At 68.8% G+C, this 19,968-nt stretch carries 17 protein-coding genes and 1 tRNA gene; 16 read left to right on the top strand and 2 right to left on the bottom strand.

The features are described from left to right. Positions 1 to 33 precede the first annotated feature (33 nt). The 14 genes from LDQ05_RS14375 to nuoN all read left to right on the top strand — a co-directional run bounded on the left by LDQ05_RS14375 (position 34) and on the right by nuoN (position 16,580). Complete coding sequence (locus LDQ05_RS14375) at positions 34 to 447, top strand: DNA-binding transcriptional response regulator (protein ID WP_226437642.1); 414 nt, start codon at positions 34 to 36, stop codon at positions 445 to 447. A gap of 216 nt (positions 448 to 663) precedes the next feature. Then, positions 664 to 1,023 (top strand): NADH-quinone oxidoreductase subunit A, encoded by a 360-nt coding sequence (locus LDQ05_RS14370; RefSeq protein ID WP_226437648.1) that lies wholly within the window; start codon positions 664 to 666, stop codon positions 1,021 to 1,023. Between the two features lie 79 nt (positions 1,024 to 1,102). Then, on the top strand, positions 1,103 to 1,657 hold the full coding sequence (locus LDQ05_RS14365; RefSeq protein WP_226437641.1) for a NuoB/complex I 20 kDa subunit family protein: 555 nt from the start codon (positions 1,103 to 1,105) through the stop codon (positions 1,655 to 1,657). Beyond that, entirely contained in the window at positions 1,654 to 2,361 is a 708-nt protein-coding gene (locus LDQ05_RS14360; RefSeq protein WP_226437640.1) for an NADH-quinone oxidoreductase subunit C, read from the top strand. The genes LDQ05_RS14365 and LDQ05_RS14360 overlap by 4 nt, the downstream gene beginning before the upstream one ends. Continuing rightward, complete coding sequence (gene nuoD / locus LDQ05_RS14355) at positions 2,358 to 3,686, top strand: NADH dehydrogenase (quinone) subunit D (protein WP_226437639.1); 1,329 nt, start codon at positions 2,358 to 2,360, stop codon at positions 3,684 to 3,686. Before LDQ05_RS14360 ends, nuoD begins: the two co-directional genes overlap by 4 nt. Beyond that, complete coding sequence (gene nuoF / locus LDQ05_RS14350) at positions 3,683 to 5,917, top strand: NADH-quinone oxidoreductase subunit NuoF (RefSeq protein ID WP_372461119.1); 2,235 nt, start codon at positions 3,683 to 3,685, stop codon at positions 5,915 to 5,917. Before nuoD ends, nuoF begins: the two co-directional genes overlap by 4 nt. Further along, positions 5,914 to 8,361 carry an NADH-quinone oxidoreductase subunit G gene (locus LDQ05_RS14345; protein ID WP_226437637.1) on the top strand — a complete coding sequence of 816 codons (2,448 nt, stop codon included), beginning with the start codon at positions 5,914 to 5,916 and terminating at the stop codon, positions 8,359 to 8,361. The genes nuoF and LDQ05_RS14345 overlap by 4 nt, the downstream gene beginning before the upstream one ends. Then, positions 8,358 to 9,608: an NADH-quinone oxidoreductase subunit NuoH gene (gene nuoH / locus LDQ05_RS14340; RefSeq protein ID WP_226437636.1), complete on the top strand. Its 1,251-nt coding sequence runs from the start codon at positions 8,358 to 8,360 to the stop codon at positions 9,606 to 9,608. Before LDQ05_RS14345 ends, nuoH begins: the two co-directional genes overlap by 4 nt. Next, a complete protein-coding gene (gene nuoI / locus LDQ05_RS14335; RefSeq protein WP_226437635.1) occupies positions 9,601 to 10,125 on the top strand; it encodes an NADH-quinone oxidoreductase subunit NuoI in 525 nt (174 codons plus the stop codon). Before nuoH ends, nuoI begins: the two co-directional genes overlap by 8 nt. Then, the gene (locus LDQ05_RS14330; RefSeq protein ID WP_226437634.1) at positions 10,122 to 10,949 is read left to right on the top strand and encodes an NADH-quinone oxidoreductase subunit J; all 828 of its coding nucleotides are present in this window, start codon (positions 10,122 to 10,124) and stop codon (positions 10,947 to 10,949) included. Before nuoI ends, LDQ05_RS14330 begins: the two co-directional genes overlap by 4 nt. After that, positions 10,946 to 11,245, top strand: coding sequence for an NADH-quinone oxidoreductase subunit NuoK (gene nuoK, locus LDQ05_RS14325; protein WP_226437633.1), 300 nt, complete (start codon positions 10,946 to 10,948; stop codon positions 11,243 to 11,245). Before LDQ05_RS14330 ends, nuoK begins: the two co-directional genes overlap by 4 nt. A 76-nt stretch (positions 11,246 to 11,321) precedes the next feature. Next, complete coding sequence (nuoL, locus tag LDQ05_RS14320) at positions 11,322 to 13,214, top strand: NADH-quinone oxidoreductase subunit L (RefSeq protein ID WP_226437632.1); 1,893 nt, start codon at positions 11,322 to 11,324, stop codon at positions 13,212 to 13,214. 16 nt (positions 13,215 to 13,230) lie between these two features. Beyond that, positions 13,231 to 14,964 (top strand): NADH-quinone oxidoreductase subunit M, encoded by a 1,734-nt coding sequence (locus tag LDQ05_RS14315; RefSeq protein WP_226437631.1) that lies wholly within the window; start codon positions 13,231 to 13,233, stop codon positions 14,962 to 14,964. After that, positions 14,961 to 16,580 carry an NADH-quinone oxidoreductase subunit NuoN gene (nuoN, locus tag LDQ05_RS14310; protein ID WP_226437630.1) on the top strand — a complete coding sequence of 540 codons (1,620 nt, stop codon included), beginning with the start codon at positions 14,961 to 14,963 and terminating at the stop codon, positions 16,578 to 16,580. Before LDQ05_RS14315 ends, nuoN begins: the two co-directional genes overlap by 4 nt. 162 nt (positions 16,581 to 16,742) lie before the next feature. On the opposite strand, the gene LDQ05_RS14305 is transcribed toward nuoN, so the two are convergent. Both LDQ05_RS14305 and LDQ05_RS14300 read right to left on the bottom strand, forming a co-directional pair. Then, positions 16,743 to 17,252: a hypothetical protein gene (locus LDQ05_RS14305; protein WP_226437629.1), complete on the bottom strand. Its 510-nt coding sequence runs from the start codon at positions 17,250 to 17,252 to the stop codon at positions 16,743 to 16,745. Positions 17,253 to 17,566: 314 nt separating this feature from the next. Next, positions 17,567 to 17,643, bottom strand: a tRNA-Leu gene (locus tag LDQ05_RS14300). A 110-nt stretch (positions 17,644 to 17,753) separates the two neighbouring features. Here LDQ05_RS14300 and LDQ05_RS14295 point away from each other — a divergent pair. Together LDQ05_RS14295 and LDQ05_RS14290 are read left to right on the top strand one after the other, a co-directional pair. Beyond that, positions 17,754 to 18,368: an ANTAR domain-containing response regulator gene (locus LDQ05_RS14295; protein ID WP_226437628.1), complete on the top strand. Its 615-nt coding sequence runs from the start codon at positions 17,754 to 17,756 to the stop codon at positions 18,366 to 18,368. Positions 18,369 to 18,530: 162 nt separating this feature from the next. Next, a complete protein-coding gene (locus LDQ05_RS14290; protein WP_226437627.1) occupies positions 18,531 to 19,853 on the top strand; it encodes an ABC transporter substrate-binding protein in 1,323 nt (440 codons plus the stop codon). The last annotated feature ends 115 nt before the right edge of the window (positions 19,854 to 19,968 follow it).

Raw genomic sequence — 19,968 nt, 5'->3', positions numbered from 1 at the left:
CCCCGTGCCGAACGGCGGCGCTACCATCGGGCCGTGAGCGATACGTCGAGTGGCCCCGCCGTGCTGAAGGTCCTCGTGTACAGCGACGACGCCACCGTCCGGGAGCGTGTGCGCACCGCGCTCGGCACGAATCTGCATCCCGATCTGCCGCCGCTCGAGTACCTGGACGTCGCCACCGGTGCGGTCGTTCTCGCCCACCTCGACGCCGGAGGGATCGATCTGGTCGTCCTCGACGGGGAGGCGGCACCGACCGGCGGCCTCGGTCTGGCCAAGCAACTCTCGGACGAGATCGACCCGTGTCCACCCGTCGTGGTGCTCATCGGCCGTCCCGACGACAGGTGGCTGGCCACCTGGTCGCGCGCCGACCTGGTCGTCGCGCACCCGATCGATCCCATGCGTCTGGCGACGGGTGTCCTCGACCTGTTGCGCCACGAGCGATCCCGCTGACACGACGCGCTTGCGCGGCCGGGCCCGCAGGGCCGCCGCGACGCACGACCCTACTCCGGTGACACCGGTCGTCGAGGGTGACACGCCCGCCCGGACAGGCCTTCCGAATCCGGGACGAGTCGGGCACCGACGGCACTAGGGTGGGTGCCGTGGGTCACCCTTCACCCGATGCCCGGTGACACGCAGCGGGGCACGCACATCGAACCGGAGGTGCCGATGAACGCATTCGTCCCCATCCTGGTGCTCGGAGCGATCGCCGTCGCGTTCGCCGTGTTCTCCGTCGTCGTCGCGAGCATCGCCGGTCCCCGCCGGTACAACCGCGCGAAACTCGAAGCGTACGAGTGCGGCATCGACCCCACCCCGCAGCCGACCGGTGGCGGGAGATTCCCGGTGAAGTACTACCTCACGGCGATGCTGTTCATCGTCTTCGACATCGAGATCGTGTTCCTGTACCCGTGGGCGATCCACTTCGACGCGCTCGGAGTCTTCGGGTTCGCCGCGATGGCACTGTTCATGTTCAACGTCTTCGTCGCCTACGCCTACGAGTGGCGGCGGGGCGGACTGACCTGGGACTGAGGTCCCGGATGCGGCGGAATCGGAAGAGCATGCGCCGGAAAAGGATCCACACAACGAGCGGACGTGGTAGGAGTCGGACATGGGTCTCGAGGAGAAGGTCCCGAGCGGGTTTCTGCTCAGCACGGTCGAAGCACTCGCCGGCTTCGCCCGCAAGGGCTCGTTGTGGCCGGCGTCCTTCGGTCTGGCGTGCTGCGCCATCGAGATGATGTCGACCGCCGGCGGTCGATTCGACATCGCCCGGTTCGGGATGGAGGCGTTCCGCGCCTCCCCGCGGCAGGCCGACGTGATGATCGTCGCCGGCCGCGTCAGCCAGAAGATGGCCCCCGCACTGCGGCAGGTGTACGACCAGATGGTCGAACCCAAGTGGGTGCTCGCGATGGGCGTGTGCGCCTCGTCGGGCGGGATGTTCAACAACTACGCGATCGTCCAGGGCGTCGACCACGTCGTCCCCGTCGACATCTACCTACCGGGGTGTCCGCCGCGGCCGGAGATGCTGCTGGGGGCGATCCTCGCGCTCCACACGAAGATTCAGCAGATGCCCCTCGGAGCCAACCGGGCCGAGGCGGTACGCGCCGCGGAGGAGGCCGCGCTCGCGGCGCGACCGCTCATCCAACTCGAGGTGCCGCGACGATGACCGGCGAACACATCTCCGACCCCCAGTCGCCACCCGAGACGATCGCGGTGCGCACCGGCATGTTCGGGGTGCACGACTCCGGCGACACCTCCGGATACGGGCGGCTCGTACGGAGGATCGAGTTGCCCGGCAGCAGCCCCCGGCCCTTCGGTGGCGACCTCGACGGGATCGCGGATGCGCTCGAGGTCGCGCTGGTGCGCCGGCGCGCCGACACCGGTGTCGAATTCGCCGACGCGGTCGAGAAGTTCGTCGTGCACCACGGTGAGTTGTCGGTGCACGTACATCGCGGTCATCTGCCACTCGTCGCGGGTGCGTTGCGCGACGAACCCGACCTGCGGTTCGAACTGTGCCTCGGCGTCAGTGGCGTGCACTTCCCGGAACAGGGTGGGCGCGAACTGCACGCGGTGTACCCGTTGATGTCCATCACGCACAATCGCCGCGTTCTCGTCGAGACCACCGCGCCCGACACCGATCCGCACGTTCCGTCGCTGTACACGATCTACCCCACCGTCGACTGGCACGAACGTGAGACCTACGACTTCTTCGGTCTGATCTTCGACGGGCACCCCGCGCTGACACGCATCGAGATGCCCGACGACTGGACCGGCCACCCCCAGCGCAAGGACTACCCGCTCGGCGGAATCCCCGTCGAATACAAGGGCGCACAGGTCCCGCCACCCGACGAGCGGAGGTCCTACAGTTGACGAACGACACCGCGACGGGCGCCGCCGGGCACGGCTCGGCCGCGACCGTCCACACCGCCGTCGGGCAGGACTGGGACGCCATCGTCGATGCCGCCCACACCGTCGGCGAGGACCACCTCGTCGTGAACATGGGGCCGCAACACCCGTCGACCCACGGCGTGCTCCGGCTCATCCTCGAGATCGACGGCGAGACCGTCACCGAGGCCCGGTGCGGAATCGGCTATCTGCACACCGGAATCGAGAAGAACCTCGAGTACCGCACATGGGTCCAGGGGGTCACGTTCGTGACCCGCATGGACTACCTGTCCCCGTTCTTCAACGAGACCGCCTACTGCCTCGGCGTCGAACGTCTGCTCGGCGTCACGGACGCGGTCCCCGAACGCGCTTCGGTGATCCGCGTGCTGCTCATGGAACTCAACCGCATCTCCTCGCATCTGGTGGCCCTCGCGACCGGCGGGATGGAACTGGGCGCGACCACCCCGATGCTCTTCGGGTTCCGCGAACGCGAACTCGTCCTCGACGTGTTCGAGAAGATCACCGGACTGCGGATGAACCACGCGTTCATCCGCCCGGGGGGACTCGTCCAGGACCTCCCCGACGACGCCGTCCCCGCGATCCGCGAACTGTTGGCGATCCTGCCCGGACGCATCCGAGACATCGAACTGCTCCTCGACGACAACCCGATCTGGAAATCACGCACCGAAGGCATCGGTTACCTCGACCTCGCCGGATGCATGGCGCTGGGAGTGACCGGACCGATCCTGCGATCGACCGGACTACCACACGACCTGCGGCGCGCCCAACCCTACTGCGGTTACGAGAACTACGAGTTCGACGTCGTCACCGACACCGGTGCCGACTGCTACGGGCGGTATCTCATCCGGGTCGGTGAGATGAAGGAGTCGCTCAAGATCGTCGAACAGTGCCTCGACCGGCTCACCCCGGGGCCGGTCATGATCGCGGACCGGAAGATCGCCTGGCCCGCGCAGCTGGCCCTCGGACCCGACGGACTCGGCAACTCCCTCGACCACATCCGCCGGATCATGGGGACCTCGATGGAGGACCTCATCCACCACTTCAAGATCGTCACCGAGGGATTCCGTGTCCCGCCCGGACAGACGTACGTCGCGGTCGAATCACCGCGCGGGGAACTGGGTGTGCACATGGTCAGCGACGGCGGTACCCGCCCCTACCGCGTGCACTACCGTGACCCGTCGTTCACCAACCTGCAGGCCGTCGCCGCGATGTGCGAGGGCGGCATGGTCTCCGACGTCATCGCGGCGGTCGCGAGCATCGACCCGGTCATGGGGGGAGTGGACCGATGAGCACAGGGATACCGACAGGCGCAGGGACACCGACAGGCGCAGGGACACCGACAGGCGCAGGGACACCGACGGACACGGGCGCGCCGGGCGTATCCGGCGGGGGCGCGGAACAGGTCCTCGTGCCGCTCGGACCGCGTCCGGAGGAGAGCACCTGCCTCGTGCGACCCGGTGCTCCCCGCAGCTATCCGGACGACGTGCGCGCCCGACTCGACGCCGATGCCACCGAGATCCTGGCTCGCTACCCGCACCGCCGATCCGCGCTGCTACCGCTGCTGCACCTCGTCCAGTCCGAGGACGGCTACATCACCCCCGCCGGAATCGAGTTCTGCGCCCGGCACGTCGAGACGACCGGCGCGGATGTCGCCGCGGTCGCAACCTTCTACACCATGTATCGGCGCAGCCCCACCGGCACCCACCACGTCGGGGTGTGCACCAACGCACTGTGCGCCACCCTCGGCGGCGACGAGATCCACGCGGCACTGTGCGCGCATCTCGGTCTCGACCCGGGCGAGCACCCCGTCGGCGAACACACCGGGGACGAGCTCGGCGCCGGCGACACCACCACCGACGGCGCGATCACCCTCGAACGCATCGAATGCAACGCCGCCTGCGACTTCGCACCGGTGATGACCGTCGACTGGGAGCTCTTCGACGACCGCACCGTCGACAACGCCCTCGCGCTCGTCGACGATCTGCGCGCGGGCCGTCCCGTCACACCGACCCGCGGCGCGCCGCTGCGCGGCTTCCGCGACGCGGCACGCCTTCTCGCCGGCTTCCCCGACGACCGACCCGGCGCCCTCGAATCCGGCGGCGGTGCCGGCGCCGCGTCGCTGGTCGGCCTGCACCTGGCCCGGCAACGGGGCATGTGCGCGCCGGCCGCTCCGGTGTCGCACGAGAACCCACCCGAAACGTCGTCGCGCACGGGTACCGGGCTGACCCCGGTACTGAGCGCGCACTGGGACGAACCGGACTCCTGGACGATCGACGCGTACCGCCGGCACGGCGGGTACGAAGCGCTTCCGATCGCGTTGCGTACCGACCCCGACGAACTCATCGACCTCGTCAAACATTCGGGTCTGCGCGGCCGCGGCGGCGCCGGGTTCTCCACCGGCACCAAATGGTCGTTCATCCCGCAGGGGGACGACAGACCCCACTACCTCGTCGTCAACGCCGACGAATCGGAACCGGGGACGTGCAAGGACATCCCGTTGATGTTCGCGACCCCGCACACACTCGTCGAGGGCGTGATCGTCGCGGCCCGCGCGATCCGCGCGAACCACGCGTTCATCTACCTGCGCGGCGAGGTGGTTCCGGTGCTGCGCAGGCTGCAGGCCGCCGTCGCCGAGGCGTACACCGCCGGCTACCTCGGCACCGACATCCTCGGCTCCGGATACGACCTCGACCTCGTGGTCCACGCCGGTGCGGGCGCCTACATCTGCGGCGAGGAGACCGCACTCCTCGATTCGCTCGAAGGACGCCGCGGCCAGCCACGGCTGCGTCCCCCGTTCCCCGCCGTCGCCGGGCTGTACGCGTGCCCGACCGTGGTCAACAACGTCGAGTCGATCGCGAGCGTCCCCCCGATCGTCCGCAACGGCGTCGAGTGGTACCGGACGATGGGCACCGAGAAATCGCCCGGTTTCGCGCTGTTCTCCCTGTCCGGGCACGTGCGCCGTCCCGGGCAGTACGAGGCGCCGCTCGGCATCACCCTGCGTGAACTGCTCGACCTCGCCGGCGGAGTGAGGCCCGGCCATCGACTCAAGTTCTGGACACCGGGCGGGTCGTCCACACCGATCTTCACCGGCGAACACCTCGACGTGCCCCTCGACTACGAACACGTCGGGCAGGCCGGATCGATGCTCGGTACCCGCGCCCTGCAGATCTTCGACGACACCGTCTGCGTCGTCCGCACCGTCCTGCGGTGGACACAGTTCTACGCACACGAATCGTGCGGAAAGTGCACCCCGTGCCGGGAGGGCACCTACTGGCTCGAACAGATCCTGCACCGCCTCGAGGCCGGACACGGCACCGACGCCGACCTCGACAAACTCCTCGACATCTCCGACAACATCCTCGGTCGCGCGTTCTGCGCCCTCGGCGACGGCGCCACCAGCCCCATCACGTCGTCCATCGCGTACTTCCGCGACGAGTTCGTCGCGCATCTCGAACACCGCGGATGCCCGTTCGATCACCACCTGGCCACACGCGCCGCGGGGACGGAGGAACTCCGATGACCACCGCATCCGATGCCGGACGCAGCGAGTCGGTACCCGCCGACCTCGTCACCGTCACCATCGACGACACCGAGATCGCCGTGCCGAAGGGAACACTGGTGATCCGCGCCGCCGAACTCGTCGGCATCCGCATCCCCCGGTTCTGCGACCACCCGCTCCTCGACCCCGTCGGGGCGTGCCGCCAGTGCCTCGTCGACGTCGAGGGGCAACGCAAACCGCTCGCCTCGTGCACCACCGTCGTCACCGACGGGATGGTGGTGCGCACCCAGTACACCTCTCCCGTTGCCGACAAGGCGCAACAGGGCGTGATGGAACTGCTGCTGATCAACCACCCGCTGGACTGCCCGGTCTGCGACAAGGGCGGCGAATGCCCCCTGCAGAACCAGGCGATGACCAACGGACGCGCGCAGACCCGCTTCGACGACGTCAAACGGACCTATCCGAAACCGATCGCGATCTCCTCGCAGGTGCTCCTCGACCGGGAACGGTGTGTGCTGTGCGCGCGCTGCACCCGGTTCGCCGACCAGATCGCCGGCGACCGGTTCATCGACATGCTCGACCGCGGCGCCCTCCAACAGGTCGGCATCTACACCGAGGAACCCTTCGACTCCTACTTCTCCGGCAACACCGTGCAGGTGTGCCCGGTGGGTGCCCTGACCGGCACCGCCTACCGGTTCCGGGCCCGGCCGTTCGACCTGGTGTCGACCCCCGGCGTGTGCGAACACTGCGCCGGCGGCTGTGCGTTGCGCACCGACCACCGGCGCGGCACGGTGCTCCGCCGCCTCGCCGGCGACGACCCCGAGGTCAACGAGGAATGGAACTGCGACAAGGGGCGCTGGGCGTTCACCTACGCCACCGAACCGGACCGGCTGACCGTCCCGATGGTCCGCGACGCCGCCGGCGCGTTGCAACCGGCGTCCTGGCCGGCCGCGCTCGCGGTGGCCGCGCGGGGGCTCGCGTCCGCACCCGGTGGTGCGGCAGTGCTCCCCGGAGGCCGGCTCACCGTCGAGGACGCCTACGCCTACGCCAAATTCGCGCGGATCGCACTGGGTACCCACGACATCGACTTCCGCGTCCGCGCGCACAGCGAGGAAGAGACCGACTTCCTCACCTCCCGGATCGCCGGGGTCCGCATGACCGTCACCTATGCGGACCTCGAGACAGCACCCGCCGTGTTGCTCGCCGGACTCGAACCCGAGGACGAAGCCGCCGCAGTGTTCCTGCGGTTGCGCAAGGCGGTACGCGCCGGGACCCGGGTGTACGCGCTGGGCACGCACGCGAGTCGCGGCCTGAGGAAACTGTCCGGCACCGTCCTGCAGTGCGTACCCGGCGACGAGGCGCGCCTGCTCGACGACATCCGCGGCTCCCGGAACCCACTGCTCGACGCGGCACTGCTGCGTGAACCCGGCGCGGTGATCCTGGTGGGGGAGCGTCTCGCCACGACACCCGGCGCGCCGACCGCCGTCGCGGCCCTGGCCACCGACACCGGTGCGCGGCTCGCGTGGGTCCCCCGCCGGGCCGGGGACCGCGGTGCCCTCGAAGCGGGTGCGCTGCCCACCCTGCTCCCCGGGGGCCGCGCCGTCGCCGACCCGCACGCCCGTCGGGACGTCGAACGACTGTGGTACGGACATGATGCCGGTGTCGCACTGCCGAGCGCGCCCGGACGCGACACCGCCGGGATCCTCGCCGCTGCGGCCGCCGGCGATCTCGGCGCGCTCGTCGTCGGCGGCGTCCAACCCACCGACCTGCCCGATCCCGATGCGGTCCGCGCAGCACTCGACGCCGCCGGATTCGTCGTGAGCCTCGAGATCCGTCACAGCGAGGTCACCGACCGCGCCGACGTGGTGCTGCCGGTCGCCGCCGTCGCCGAGAAGGCAGGAACGTTCGTGGACTGGGAGGGCCGCGACCGCCCCTTCCCCGCCGCGCTCCCCGACACCGGGAACCTGCCGGACCTGCGGGTCCTCGACGCGCTCGCCACCGAGATGGGTGTGCACCTGGGGCTGCCCGACCTGGCGGCCGCCCGCACCGAACTCGCGGTGCTCGGCGCGGGGCGCGCCACACCCCCCGACTTCCGCGGGGTCGCCGCCGGATCGGCCCGGACCCCGGTCCTGGGGGAGGCGGTGCTCTCCACCTGGCACCAGCTCCTCGACTCCGGACGGATGCAGGACGGCGAACCCCACCTGGCGGGCACCGCCCGCGCCCCGGTCGCTCGGATGTCCGCTGCCACCGCCGAGGAGATCGGCGTCGGCGACGGAGACCCGGTCACCGTCGCCACCGATCGCGGTGCCCTGACCCTGCCGTTGGTGCTCGACGACCTGCCCGCACGGGTGATCTGGGTACCGGCGACCGCACCCGGCGCCGGGATCCACGAGAGGCTCGCGGCCGATGCGGGCGATCTCGTGCGGATCCGTCCCGCCTTCACGGACGGGCAGGTGCCGCGATGACGGACCTGTCGCTGTTCGGCGTCGACCCGTGGTGGCTGGTCGTCGCGAAGTCACTGGTGATCTTCGCGTTCCTGGTCCTGACCACCCTCGTGTTGATCCTCGCCGAACGGAAGATCATGGCGCGGATGCAGATGCGGATCGGCCCGAATCGGGTCGGCCCGAAGGGCCTGCTGCAGACCGTCGCCGACGGCATCAAACTCGGGCTCAAGGAAGGCATCACGCCCACCGGGGTCGACCGGCCGGTCTACCTGCTCGCCCCGATCCTCGCGACCGTCCCCGCATTCATGGCGTTCGCGGTCATCCCGTTCGGGCCGGTCGTGTCGGTGTTCGGTCAGCACACCCCGTTGCAACTGACCGATCTGCCGGTCGCGGTCCTGTACATCCTCGCGGTCACGTCGGTGGGTGTGTACGGGATCGTGCTGGCCGGATGGGCGTCGGGTTCGACGTACCCGCTGCTCGGCGGCATCCGCTCGTCCGCACAGGTGATCTCGTACGAGATCTCGATGGGCCTCGTGTTCGCGGCGGTGTTCCTGCAGGCCGGCACCATGTCGACCTCCGGGATCGTCGATGCCCAGAGCGGACTGTGGTACGTGGTGCTGCTGCTTCCGTCGTTCCTGATCTACGCGGTGTCGATGGTGGGGGAGACCAACCGCGCACCGTTCGACCTACCCGAGGCCGAAGGTGAACTCGTCGGCGGATTCCACACCGAATACTCGTCGTTGCGGTTCGCGATGTTCATGCTCGCCGAATACATCAACATGGTCACCGTGTCGTCGCTGCTCACCACGCTCTTCCTCGGTGGCTGGCGGGCGCCGTGGCCGCTGAGCCTGTGGGACGGCGCGAACACCGGATGGTGGCCGGTGCTGTGGTTCGTCGTCAAGGTGTGGGCGGTGCTGTTCGTGTTCGTGTGGCTGCGTAGCACTCTGCCCCGGCTGCGCTACGACCAGTTCATGGCACTCGGCTGGAAGATCCTCATTCCCGTCTCGGTGGTGTGGGTGATGATCGTCGCGTCGATACGACTGCTCCACACCGAAGGGGCGCTGCCCGAGACCGCGACCCTGATCGTCGTCGGCCTGGTGGTCACGGTGACGCTCTTCGGGTACCTGCGTGCGCGGTCGTCGCGTCGTGCCACCGCCGACCGCGGCACGCCACCGCGAACCCCGCCGGACGAACCCGGCGGATTCCCGGTGCCACCCATGCCCGTCCCCGCCGCACGCGCGACACACAAGGAGGTCGGCGATGGCTGAATTCCTGGGTCCCCTCGCAGGTTTCGGAGTGACCCTGTCCACGGTGTTCAAGAAGCCGAACACCGAGTTCTACCCCGAGGTCAAGACGCCGGTGGCGCCGCGCTACCACGGCCGACACCAACTCAACCGCTACGCAGACGGACTCGAGAAGTGCATCGGCTGCGAACTGTGCGCGTGGGCCTGCCCCGCCGACGCCATCCACGTCGAGGGTGCCGACAACACCGACGACGAACGGTACTCACCCGGCGAACGCTACGGCCGCGTCTATCAGATCAACTACCTGCGATGCATCGGGTGCGGACTGTGCATCGAAGCCTGCCCCACCCGCGCCCTGACGATGACCGACGACTACGAGATGGTCGACGACAACCGCCGCGACCTGATCTACGAGAAGGACCGGCTCCTCGCCCCACTGCAACCGGGCATGACGGCACCGCCGCACCCGATGGCGCCCGGAGCCACCGACGACGACTACTACCGCGGCACCGTACCGGACACCGCCGCGGAGGCACCGTGACCGGCGGCGCGGCGACCGTGCTCGCCGCCGCGACCACATCGACCGGTGAGGCCGTGCAGTTCTGGATCCTCGGCACGGTTGCCGTCGTCGGCGCGCTCGGGGTCGTGCTCGCCGCGAGAGCGGTGTACTCGGCGCTGTTCCTGGCGATGACGATGATCGTGCTCGCCGTGTTCTACATCGCCCAGGACGCCCTGTTCCTCGGCGTGGTGCAGGTCGTCGTGTACACCGGCGCCGTGATGATGCTGTTCCTGTTCGTGCTCATGCTCGTCGGCATCGACTCGTCCGATTCGCTCGTCGAGACGATCCGCGGGCAACGGGTCCTCGCGGTCGGTGTCGGACTGGGCTTCGGTGCGCTGCTCGTCGGCGGCATCGGCAACGCCACCACCGTCGCGTTCGTCGGACTGGATGCGGCGAACGCGGGCGGCAACGTCGAGGGCATCGCCGAACTGCTGTTCATCGACTACGTGTGGGCCTTCGAAGCCACCGGCGCCCTGCTCATCACCGCGACCGTCGGCGCGATGGTCCTCGCTCACCGCGAACGCCTGCGGCCACGACCCACGCAGCGGGAACTGTCGCAGCAGCGCTTCCGTGAGGGTGGCCGGGCCACTCCGCTGCCCGCCCCCGGGGTGTACGCGCGACACAACGCCGCCGACGTCCCCGCCCGCCTTCCCGACGGCTCCCTCGCCGAGCAGTCCGTCGGTCCCCTGCTGCAACGCATCGGACGTAACTGGACGCACTCGGAACTGGGGGTGCCCGCGCCGCCCGGGGACGAGGACGCCACCGGCTCCGCCTCCGGCGCCGCCACGGAGGGTGGGACGCGGTGAACCCGGAGAACTACCTCTACCTGTCGGCATTGCTCTTCACGATCGGCGCGGCCGGAGTGCTGTTGCGGCGCAACGCCATCGTCGTGTTCATGTGCATCGAACTGATGCTCAACGCCGCCAACCTGGCGTTCGTGACGTTCGCGCGTATACACGGCAACCTCCACGGACAGGTATTCGCGTTCTTCACGATGGTCGTCGCCGCCGCCGAGGTGGTGGTGGGCCTCGCGATCATCGTCACCATCTTCCGGACGAGACGGTCGGCCTCCGTCGACGACGTCCGTCTCCTCGACCACTGACCGCTTTCCCGGACCGACAGGTGATGCGTGTGGCAGCCCCCGAACACCGCGACAACAGCGGGAGAGGACCAGCGACATGAGTTCGTCGATCACCACGATCATCTGGCTGATACCCGCCGTGCCGCTGGCCGGTGCCGCCGTGCTGCTGCTCATCGGCCGACACGGCGACCGCTGGGGGCACCTGCTGGGATCCGCCACGGCGCTCGCCTCGTTCGTGCTCGGTCTCGTCGCATTCGTCGACATGCTGGCAGCCCCCACCGCCGAGAGGACCGTGCAGCGCGCGCTGTACGCGTGGGTGCCCGTCGACGGGCTGCACGTCGACCTGGCCCTGCGTCTCGACCAACTGTCCGTGTGCTTCGTGCTGCTCATCACCGGTGTCGGATCCCTCATCCACATCTACTCGGTGGGATACATGGCGCACGACCGCGACCGGCGCAGGTTCTTCGCGTACCTGAACCTGTTCCTCGCCGCGATGCTCGTGCTCGTCCTCGCCGACGACTTCCTCGTCCTGTACCTCGGCTGGGAAGGTGTCGGGCTCGCGTCCTACCTGCTCATCGGGTTCTGGCAGCACAAGCCGACCGCGGCGACCGCCGCGAAGAAGGCGTTCGTCGTCAACCGGGTCGGCGACATGGGTCTGCTCATCGCCCTGATGATCCTCTTCGCCACCTTCGGGACACTCTCCTACGACGGGGTGTTCGCCGCCGTACCCGCCGCCGACGAAGGGGTGCTCACCGCCGTCGGGCTCGCCCTGCTCGTCGCTGCCTGCGCGAAATCGGCGCAGCTGCCGCTGCAGTCGTGGCTCAGCGACGCCATGGAGGGCCCCACCCCGGTGTCGGCGCTCATCCACGCCGCGACGATGGTCACCGCCGGTGTCTACCTCGTCGTCCGCGCCCACGCGATCTTCGAGGCCGCACCCGCCGCGCGGACCGCGGTGATCGTCGTCGGCACCGCCACCCTGCTGTTCGGCGCGATCATCGGCTGCGCGAAGGACGACATCAAGAAGGCTCTCGCGGCGTCGACCATGAGCCAGATCGGCTACATGGTGCTGGCCGCCGGGCTCGGCCCCGCCGGATACGCGTTCGCGATCCTGCACCTGCTCACCCACGGCTTCTTCAAGGCCGGACTGTTCCTCGGGGCCGGATCGGTCATGCACGGCATGAACGACGAGACCGACATGCGACGCTACGGCGGGTTGCGCACACTGATGCCCGTCACCTTCATCACGTTCGGGCTCGGCTATCTCGCGATCATCGGGGTGCCGCCGTTCGCCGGATTCTTCTCCAAGGACAAGATCATCGAGGTGGCGTTCGCCGCCGGCGGCACCGAAGGAGTGATCCTCGGCGCCGCCGCCCTGCTCGGCGCCGCACTCACCGCGTTCTACATGACCCGGGTGATGCTCATGACGTTCTTCGGGGAGCGCCGCTGGAACCCGGGCACCGACCCGCACGAATCCCCGTCGGTGATGACCTGGCCCATGATCGTGCTCGCCGTCGGCTCCGTCGCCTCCGGCGGACTGCTTGTCCTCGGCGGATCCCTGCAGACGTGGCTCGAACCCGTCGTCGGCACCGCCCACCACGACGGCGGACCACCGGTATGGCTCGTCACGACGCTCGCGCTCGCCGCCGTCGCCTGCGGTGTCGCCGTCGCCTACCGGCAGTACGCGACGCGACCGATCCCCGAAACCGCGCCCGCCGACGTGTCGGCGCTGACCGTCGCCGCCCGCCGCGACCTCTACGGTGACACCGCGAACGAAGCGGTGTTCATGCACCCCGGACGCGGCATGGTCGGCGCCGCGGTGGCGATCGAACGCGACGGGATCGACGGGGGCATCACCCTGACGGCCCGCGCCGTCGCGCTCGGTGCCACGCTGCTCCGCAGACTGCAGACAGGATTCGTCCGCTCGTATGCACTGGTCATGTTCGCCGGCGCCGCGATCGTCCTCGCGGCCCTGATGTTCGTGTGGGTCTGAAGGGGGTGGGCCGGCTGTGAACGACTTTCCGTGGCTGACGATCCTGTGGGTTCTGCCGCTCGTCGGCGCACTCGTGACCTGGGCGCTGCCGCCGCGCATGCGCGACGCCGCCAAGGTGCTCGCGCTCGTGTTCGCGGTGGCCACCCTCGTCGTGAGCATCGCCGTCGCCGTGCGCTTCGATCCCGGCGGCGCGCAATTCCAGTTCGTCGAATCCCACACCTGGATCCCCGCGTTCGGCGCCGGGTACCGGCTCGGCGTCGACGGCATCGCGCTGGTGCTGGTGCTGCTCACCACGGTTCTGGTGCCGTTGCTGTTCGTCGCGGGCTGGCACGACACGCGCACCGCATCGGGCGGTGCCCGCGTCACCCACACCTACGCGGCGCTGATCCTCCTCGTCGAGGCGATGGTGCTCGTCTCGTTCGTCTCCCTGGACATCCTGCTGTTCTATGTGTTCTTCGAGGCGATGCTCATACCGATGTACTTCCTCATCGGAGGCTTCGGCAGCCGCGGCAGCGATCCCGCCGCACGCTCGCGTGCCGCCGTGAAGTTCCTCGTCTACAACCTCTTCGGCGGGTTGCTCATGCTCGCCGCGGTCATCGGACTGTACGTGATCACCGCCCGCTCCGGGCTGGGCGAATCCGATACGGTCGGCACCTTCGACTTCCGGCTCGTCGTCGAGGCCGTCGCCGCCGGAGAACTCGACGCCGCACCCGCCGTGACACACGCCCTGTTCCTCGGGTTCATGGTCGCCTTCGCGGTCAAGGCGCCACTGTGGCCGCTGCACGGCTGGCTCCCCGACGCCGCAGTGCAGACCACCCCGGTCTCCGCCGTGCTGATGATGGCCGTCGTCGACAAGGTCGGTACGTTCGGGATGCTGCGCTACTGCCTGCAACTGTTCCCCGACGCCGCCGCGTACTTCGCGCCGCTGATCGTCACCCTCGCCGTCATCGGCATCGTGTACGGGGCGATGGTCGCCATCGGGCAACGCGACGTGATGCGGCTCATCGCGTACACGTCCATCTCGCACTTCGGGTTCATCGTCCTCGGCATCTTCGCGATGACCAGTCAGGGCCAAACCGGATCCACCCTGTACATGGTCAACCACGGAATCTCCACCGCGGCACTGTTCCTCATCGCAGGGTTCCTCGTGTCCCGCCGCGGATCACGACTCATCTCCGCGTACGGCGGGGTGCAGAAGATCGCACCGGTCCTCGCCGGCACCTTCCTCGTCGCCGGACTCGCCACCCTGTCGCTACCCGGGCTGGCGCCGTTCGTCAGCGAGTTCCTCGTCTTCGTCGGCACCTATCCGCGATACGGAACCGCCGCGATCGTCGCCACCCTCGCGTTGGTGCTGTCCGCCCTGTACGTGCTGTGGCTGTACCAGCGGATGATGGGCGGGCCCGTCACGGTGCCCACGTCCGCCGACCCGCCCGGTGCCGACGGGGGCGACCCGCCCGGTGCCGACGGGGGCGACCCGCCCGGTGCCGACGGGGGCGACCCGCCCGGTGTGGCCGACGGCCGCGGCAACGCGGTCACCGACCTCGTACCCCGCGAGATCCTCGTCGTCGCACCGCTGCTCGCGCTGCTGCTCGTCCTCGGCATGTTCCCGCGGCCCGTTCTCGACATCATCACGCCCGCCGTCGACCACACCCTCGTCACCATCGGACAACACGATCCCGAACCGGTCGTCCCCCCGGGCGGCCTCGTCGCCGAGTCCGGCACCGGCGCAGCAGGAGGTGCACAGCGATGACGGTCCCGTCCACCACCGTGTCGGCACAGTCGCTACCTGCCCCCGACATCGACTACGTCGCCGTCACCCCGGTCCTCATCGTGTTCGGTGTCGCCGTGGTCGCGGTGATCGCAGAGACGTTCGTGCCGGCCCGCGCCCGCTACGCCTGCCATCTCGTCCTCGCCTTCGGTGGACTGATCGCCGCGCTCGTCGCGGTGATCACGCTCGCCGGAACCGAGACGGTGACCGCCGCCGGAGCCGTCGCGGTCGATGCGCCCGCCCTGTACCTCCAGGGCGCCGTCCTGGTCGTGTCGATCCTCGCGGTGGCGCTCGTCGCCGAACGGGGTGTCGAAAGCGCCCACGCGATGTCGGACACGGCGACAGCGGCAGTTGCCGGTGCCGCGGGCGGATCACGCGCGGACGCCTTCACACCGCAGGCAGCGGCCCTGCCCGGCAGCGCCGCCGAACGCGAAGCCACCGCCGCGGGCGTCACCCGCACCGAGGTGTTCCCGCTGACGCTGTTCGCGGTGTCGGGAATGATGCTGTTTCCCGCCTCGAACGATCTGCTCACCATGTTCATCGCGCTGGAGGTACTGTCGCTCCCGCTGTACCTGTTGTGCGGTCTCGCGCGGCGTCGCCGACTGCTGTCGCAGGAAGCCGCGATGAAGTACTTCCTGCTCGGCGCGTTCTCGTCGGCGTTCTTCCTGTACGGCGTGGCCATGCTCTACGGGTACGCCGGCACCGTCACCCTGCCCGGGATCGCGGCCGCGGTCGCCGGTGATGCCGACGGCGGGCTGCTCGCGATGCTGGGTATCGGGCTGCTCGCGGTCGGACTGCTGTTCAAGGTCGGTGCGGTGCCGTTCCATTCGTGGACACCCGACGTGTACCAGGGCGCACCCACCGCGGTGACCGCGTTCATGGCGGCCGGCACGAAGATCGCGGCGTTCGGGGCGTTGCTGCGCGTGTTGTACGTCGCGGTGCCGGGACTGAGCGCGGACTGGCGTCCGATCCTGTGGGCCGTCGCGATCGCAACCATGCTGTTCGGGGCGGTCGTCGCGATCGTCCAGTCCGACGTGAAGCGGATGCTGGCGTACTCGGCGATCAGTCACACCGGGTTCGTGCTCACCGGCGTGGTCGCGGCGAACCCGCAGGGTGTGTCGTCGACCCTGTTCTATCTGGCCGTGTACGGCATCGGCACCGTCGGGGTGTTCGCCGTCATCACCCTCGTACGCGACCCCGACGGGGAGGCATGGGACCTGTCACGGTGGGAGGGGCTCGGTCGCCGGTCTCCGTTGGTCGCCGCCGTGTTCTCCCTGTTCCTGTTGTCGATGGCCGGAATCCCGCTCACCGGCGGCTTCATCGCCAAGTTCGCGGTGTTCGGGGCCGCGATCTCCGGCGGTGCGGCGCCGCTGGTGGTCGTCGGCGTGGTCGCGAGCGCCGTTGCCGCGTACTTCTACGTTCGGGTGATCGTGCTGATGTTCTTCCGGGAACCCCCGGATGACGCGCCGGTCGTCGCGACCCCGAGCATGTTCACGTCGGCCACCGTGGCGGTGACCGCCGCGATCACGGTGCTGCTCGGCGTGTTCCCTCAACCCCTCCTCGATCTCGCCGACCGCGCCGCGACCTTCGTCGGCTGACCCCGCCGGTGTCCGAGCGAATGACGCCGCCTGCGGCCGAGCGAATGTATCGCTCGCTCGATCAGATCGATCGGGTGTACCTTTCGCTCACGGGACGTGGCGGGCAGTCCGCCGGAGAATGTGCAGCCGAACTCGACGTGTTGCACGGGCAGCTTCCCCGACTCACCGCTTCCGCGACGGCCGGGTGATGACGTCGTCGAACGCATCGACCAGACCGTCCGGAAACCACCGTGCGTCGCGATCGGAGCTCACCGCGACGACGGTCAACTGTCGATGCGGCGCCGACGCCACCAGCTCCGTGAACCGTTCGCGCTCGGCAGGGCCGAGAAGGTCGACGGTGGCGCGGAGCCCGGCGACCACCAGCAGGCGCCGGCGGTCCTGCGGTGCGTCCGTGAGCCGATCGAGCAGCGCGGGAATGCTCTCGCGGTGATCGGCCCGGTGCGCTCGCCGCGACACCGATCCGGTGCAGTTCCGGAGCCAGCCGCACGTGCGGTGCGGATCGACGACGAAGACCTCGTGCGAGTGTGCGGTGAGCGCCTTGACGGTCAGGAGGAACACGGGCAGCAGCCCTGCGGACTCGCGATCGTGCTGGTGCACGAGCAGGTTGCGTCCCGACGTCAGATCCCACGTCACCGGTCGGGCGGTGTCGTCACGGCCGAACGGCACGACCACATCGCCCGACGGTGGATACGGACAGGTCGTGCGGATGCCGATACCGTCCGAACGTGGGCGAGCGGCCCGGGGCAGGACCGGGCTCGAGCAGCCGCGGTGCGCAGGCGGAATGACAGGATGCGCCATGTCGGTGTTCCGTTCCGTGTCGACTGTATCCGAATCTGTGTTCGATACCGTGCGACGGTAGACCCGCCCACCGACAAGCCCGTCCGGGTGTGCGCCTCGCGTGGTTCCCGCGGTCGAAACCTCTTCCCGCGGGGGAAATTGTGCCCGCGGGAAACAGTTGGGGCCGCGGGAAAGGAGAGGAGTCGGCGTGGTGCCCCCGGTGAGACTCGAACTCACACTGGACGGGTTTTGAATCCGTTTCCTCTGCCAATTGGGATACGGGGGCCTGGTGCGGAGACCACTGTAAGGGATGGGGGTCCGTGATGCGAATACCGGTACCCTTCAACCGTTCGATCTCCCCATGGGGCAGCCGGAGCGAGACGGGAAGGGCCAGCCATGACAGCCGCGCCAGACGAGAACGAAGCGGGGGCCATGCGGGTCGTCGTCGCCGAGGACGAGACGCTGATCAGGCTCGATCTCGTGGAAATGCTCCGGGAGGAGGGATACGACGTCGTCGGTGAGGCCGGTGACGGACAGCGCGCGGTCGAGCTCGCCGAGGAGCTCACCCCGGATCTGGTCATCATGGATGTGAAGATGCCGCGCCGCGACGGGATCGACGCCGCGTCCGAGATCGCGCGCAAGCGCATCGCGCCTGTGGTCATTCTCACGGCGTTCAGTCAGCGCGACCTCGTCGAGCGGGCCCGCGACGCCGGTGCGATGGCGTATCTCGTCAAGCCGTTCTCGAGCGGTGATCTGGTGCCGGCGATCGAGGTGGCGGTCAGCCGATTCGCGGAGGTCCGTGAACTCGAGCGCGAGGTGGCGGGTCTCTCGGAACGATTCGAGACGCGCAAACTCGTCGACCGTGCCAAGGGGTTGCTGATGGACGGACACGCGATGACGGAGCCGGAGGCGTTCCGCTGGATCCAGCGCGCGGCCATGGACCGGCGTACCACCATGAAGCAGGTCGCCGAGGTCATCATCGAGACGATGGGCGACCAGGCCGCCGGATGAACCGGTCGTGTCACCGCGACGTGAATTCCGCCGCGTGAATGTAACGGTCGGGTCACAACGATTTCGGGGCCGTTCGGGACCGTCCTTCGAGGACTAAGTTTCGTGCCACACCTCCGGTGAAATGCCGGAATCGGGGCTCGAGGTGATCGAAGGAGTGTGGGGATGGCAAGACGTACCCTGGCACGCGCGGTAGCGGTGCTCGGTGCAGCAACGCTCGCGCTGGCCGGATGCAGTTCGGACGGCGACGATTCGGCGGCGGCGAGTGGTGATACGTCCGCGGCCGAAACGTCGGTGGACACCGACTGCGATCCGCCGCAGGCGACCGCGGGGCCCACACCCGACACGGGAGCGCTGACGATCGGCACGCTCCTGCCGGAGACCGGCAGCCTTGCGTTCCTGGGCCCGCCGGAGATCGCCGCCGTGCAGTTGGCCGTCGACGACGTCAACGCCGGCGGGGGTGTGCTCGAACAACCGGTGACGCTGATCACCGGCGACTCCGGCGACACCACCACCGACACCGCCAACACGACGGTCGATCGGGAGCTCGCGTCCGGTGCCGACGTCATCGTCGGGGCGGCATCGTCGTCGGTGTCGCTCAAGGTGATCGACAAGATCGTCAGCGCGGGTGTGGTGATGTTCTCGCCGGCGAACACATCCGACCAGTTCATCTGCTACGCGGACAACGGACTGTACTTCCGCACCGCACCCACGGATGTGCTTCAGGCCCAGGCGCTCTCGCAGCTCATCGCCGGCGCTGGAGCGCAGCGCGTGTCGATCCTGGCGTTGAACGATCCGTACGGGACCGGATTGGCGTCGAACGCGGTGAAGAACCTCGTCGACGCCGGAATCCCGGAAGATCAGATCCAGAAGATCATCTACGACCCGAACGCGCAGTCGTTCAACGCCGAGGTCGATCAGGTGAAGAACTTCGCGCCGGACGCGGTGGCGGTCATCGGGTTCGAGGAATCCGCAAAGATCATCACCCGCATGCACGAGGTGGGTATCGGCCCGTCCGACGGTATGCCGGTCTTCGGTGTCGACGGCAACATGGGCAACGCGCTCGGCGAGAACGTGGCGGCGGGATTGCTCGACACGATGTCCGGAACGACGCCACTCACCGACACGGGGGAGGAGTTCCGGGCCCGGTTGCTCGTGGTCGACCCGAACCTCATCGATTTCAACTACTCCGGTGAGGCATACGACGCGGTGATCATCTCGGCTCTCGCGGCTGAGCAGGCGGGCTCGACCGCCGGGGTCGACATCGCGGCGAACATCAACAGCGTGACCAAGGACGGCACCAAGTGCACGAGTTTCGTCGAATGCCTCGACCTGCTGCGCGCGGGGGAGGACATCGACTACGACGGTGTGACGGGTGAACTGAGCTTCGGTGACGCAGGTGAACCGGGTGTCGGCTCGTACGGTCATCTGGTGTACGGACCGGACAACACGCTGACGACCGAGGGGTACATCGTCGTCGGGGGCTGACGGTCGGGTGGACACGGCGTGCACGTGCAACCGGCTCATGTCGCCTCCGGCCGTCGACGGACGTGCACGGCCACGACGATCACGAGCGCAACCACGATCAGCAGCAGCGACAGCG

This window comes from Rhodococcus yananensis (assembly GCF_020515525.1).
GTDB lineage: Bacteria > Actinomycetota > Actinomycetes > Mycobacteriales > Mycobacteriaceae > Rhodococcus > Rhodococcus yananensis.
This window is presented reverse-complemented; position numbering and strand designations above follow the sequence as displayed.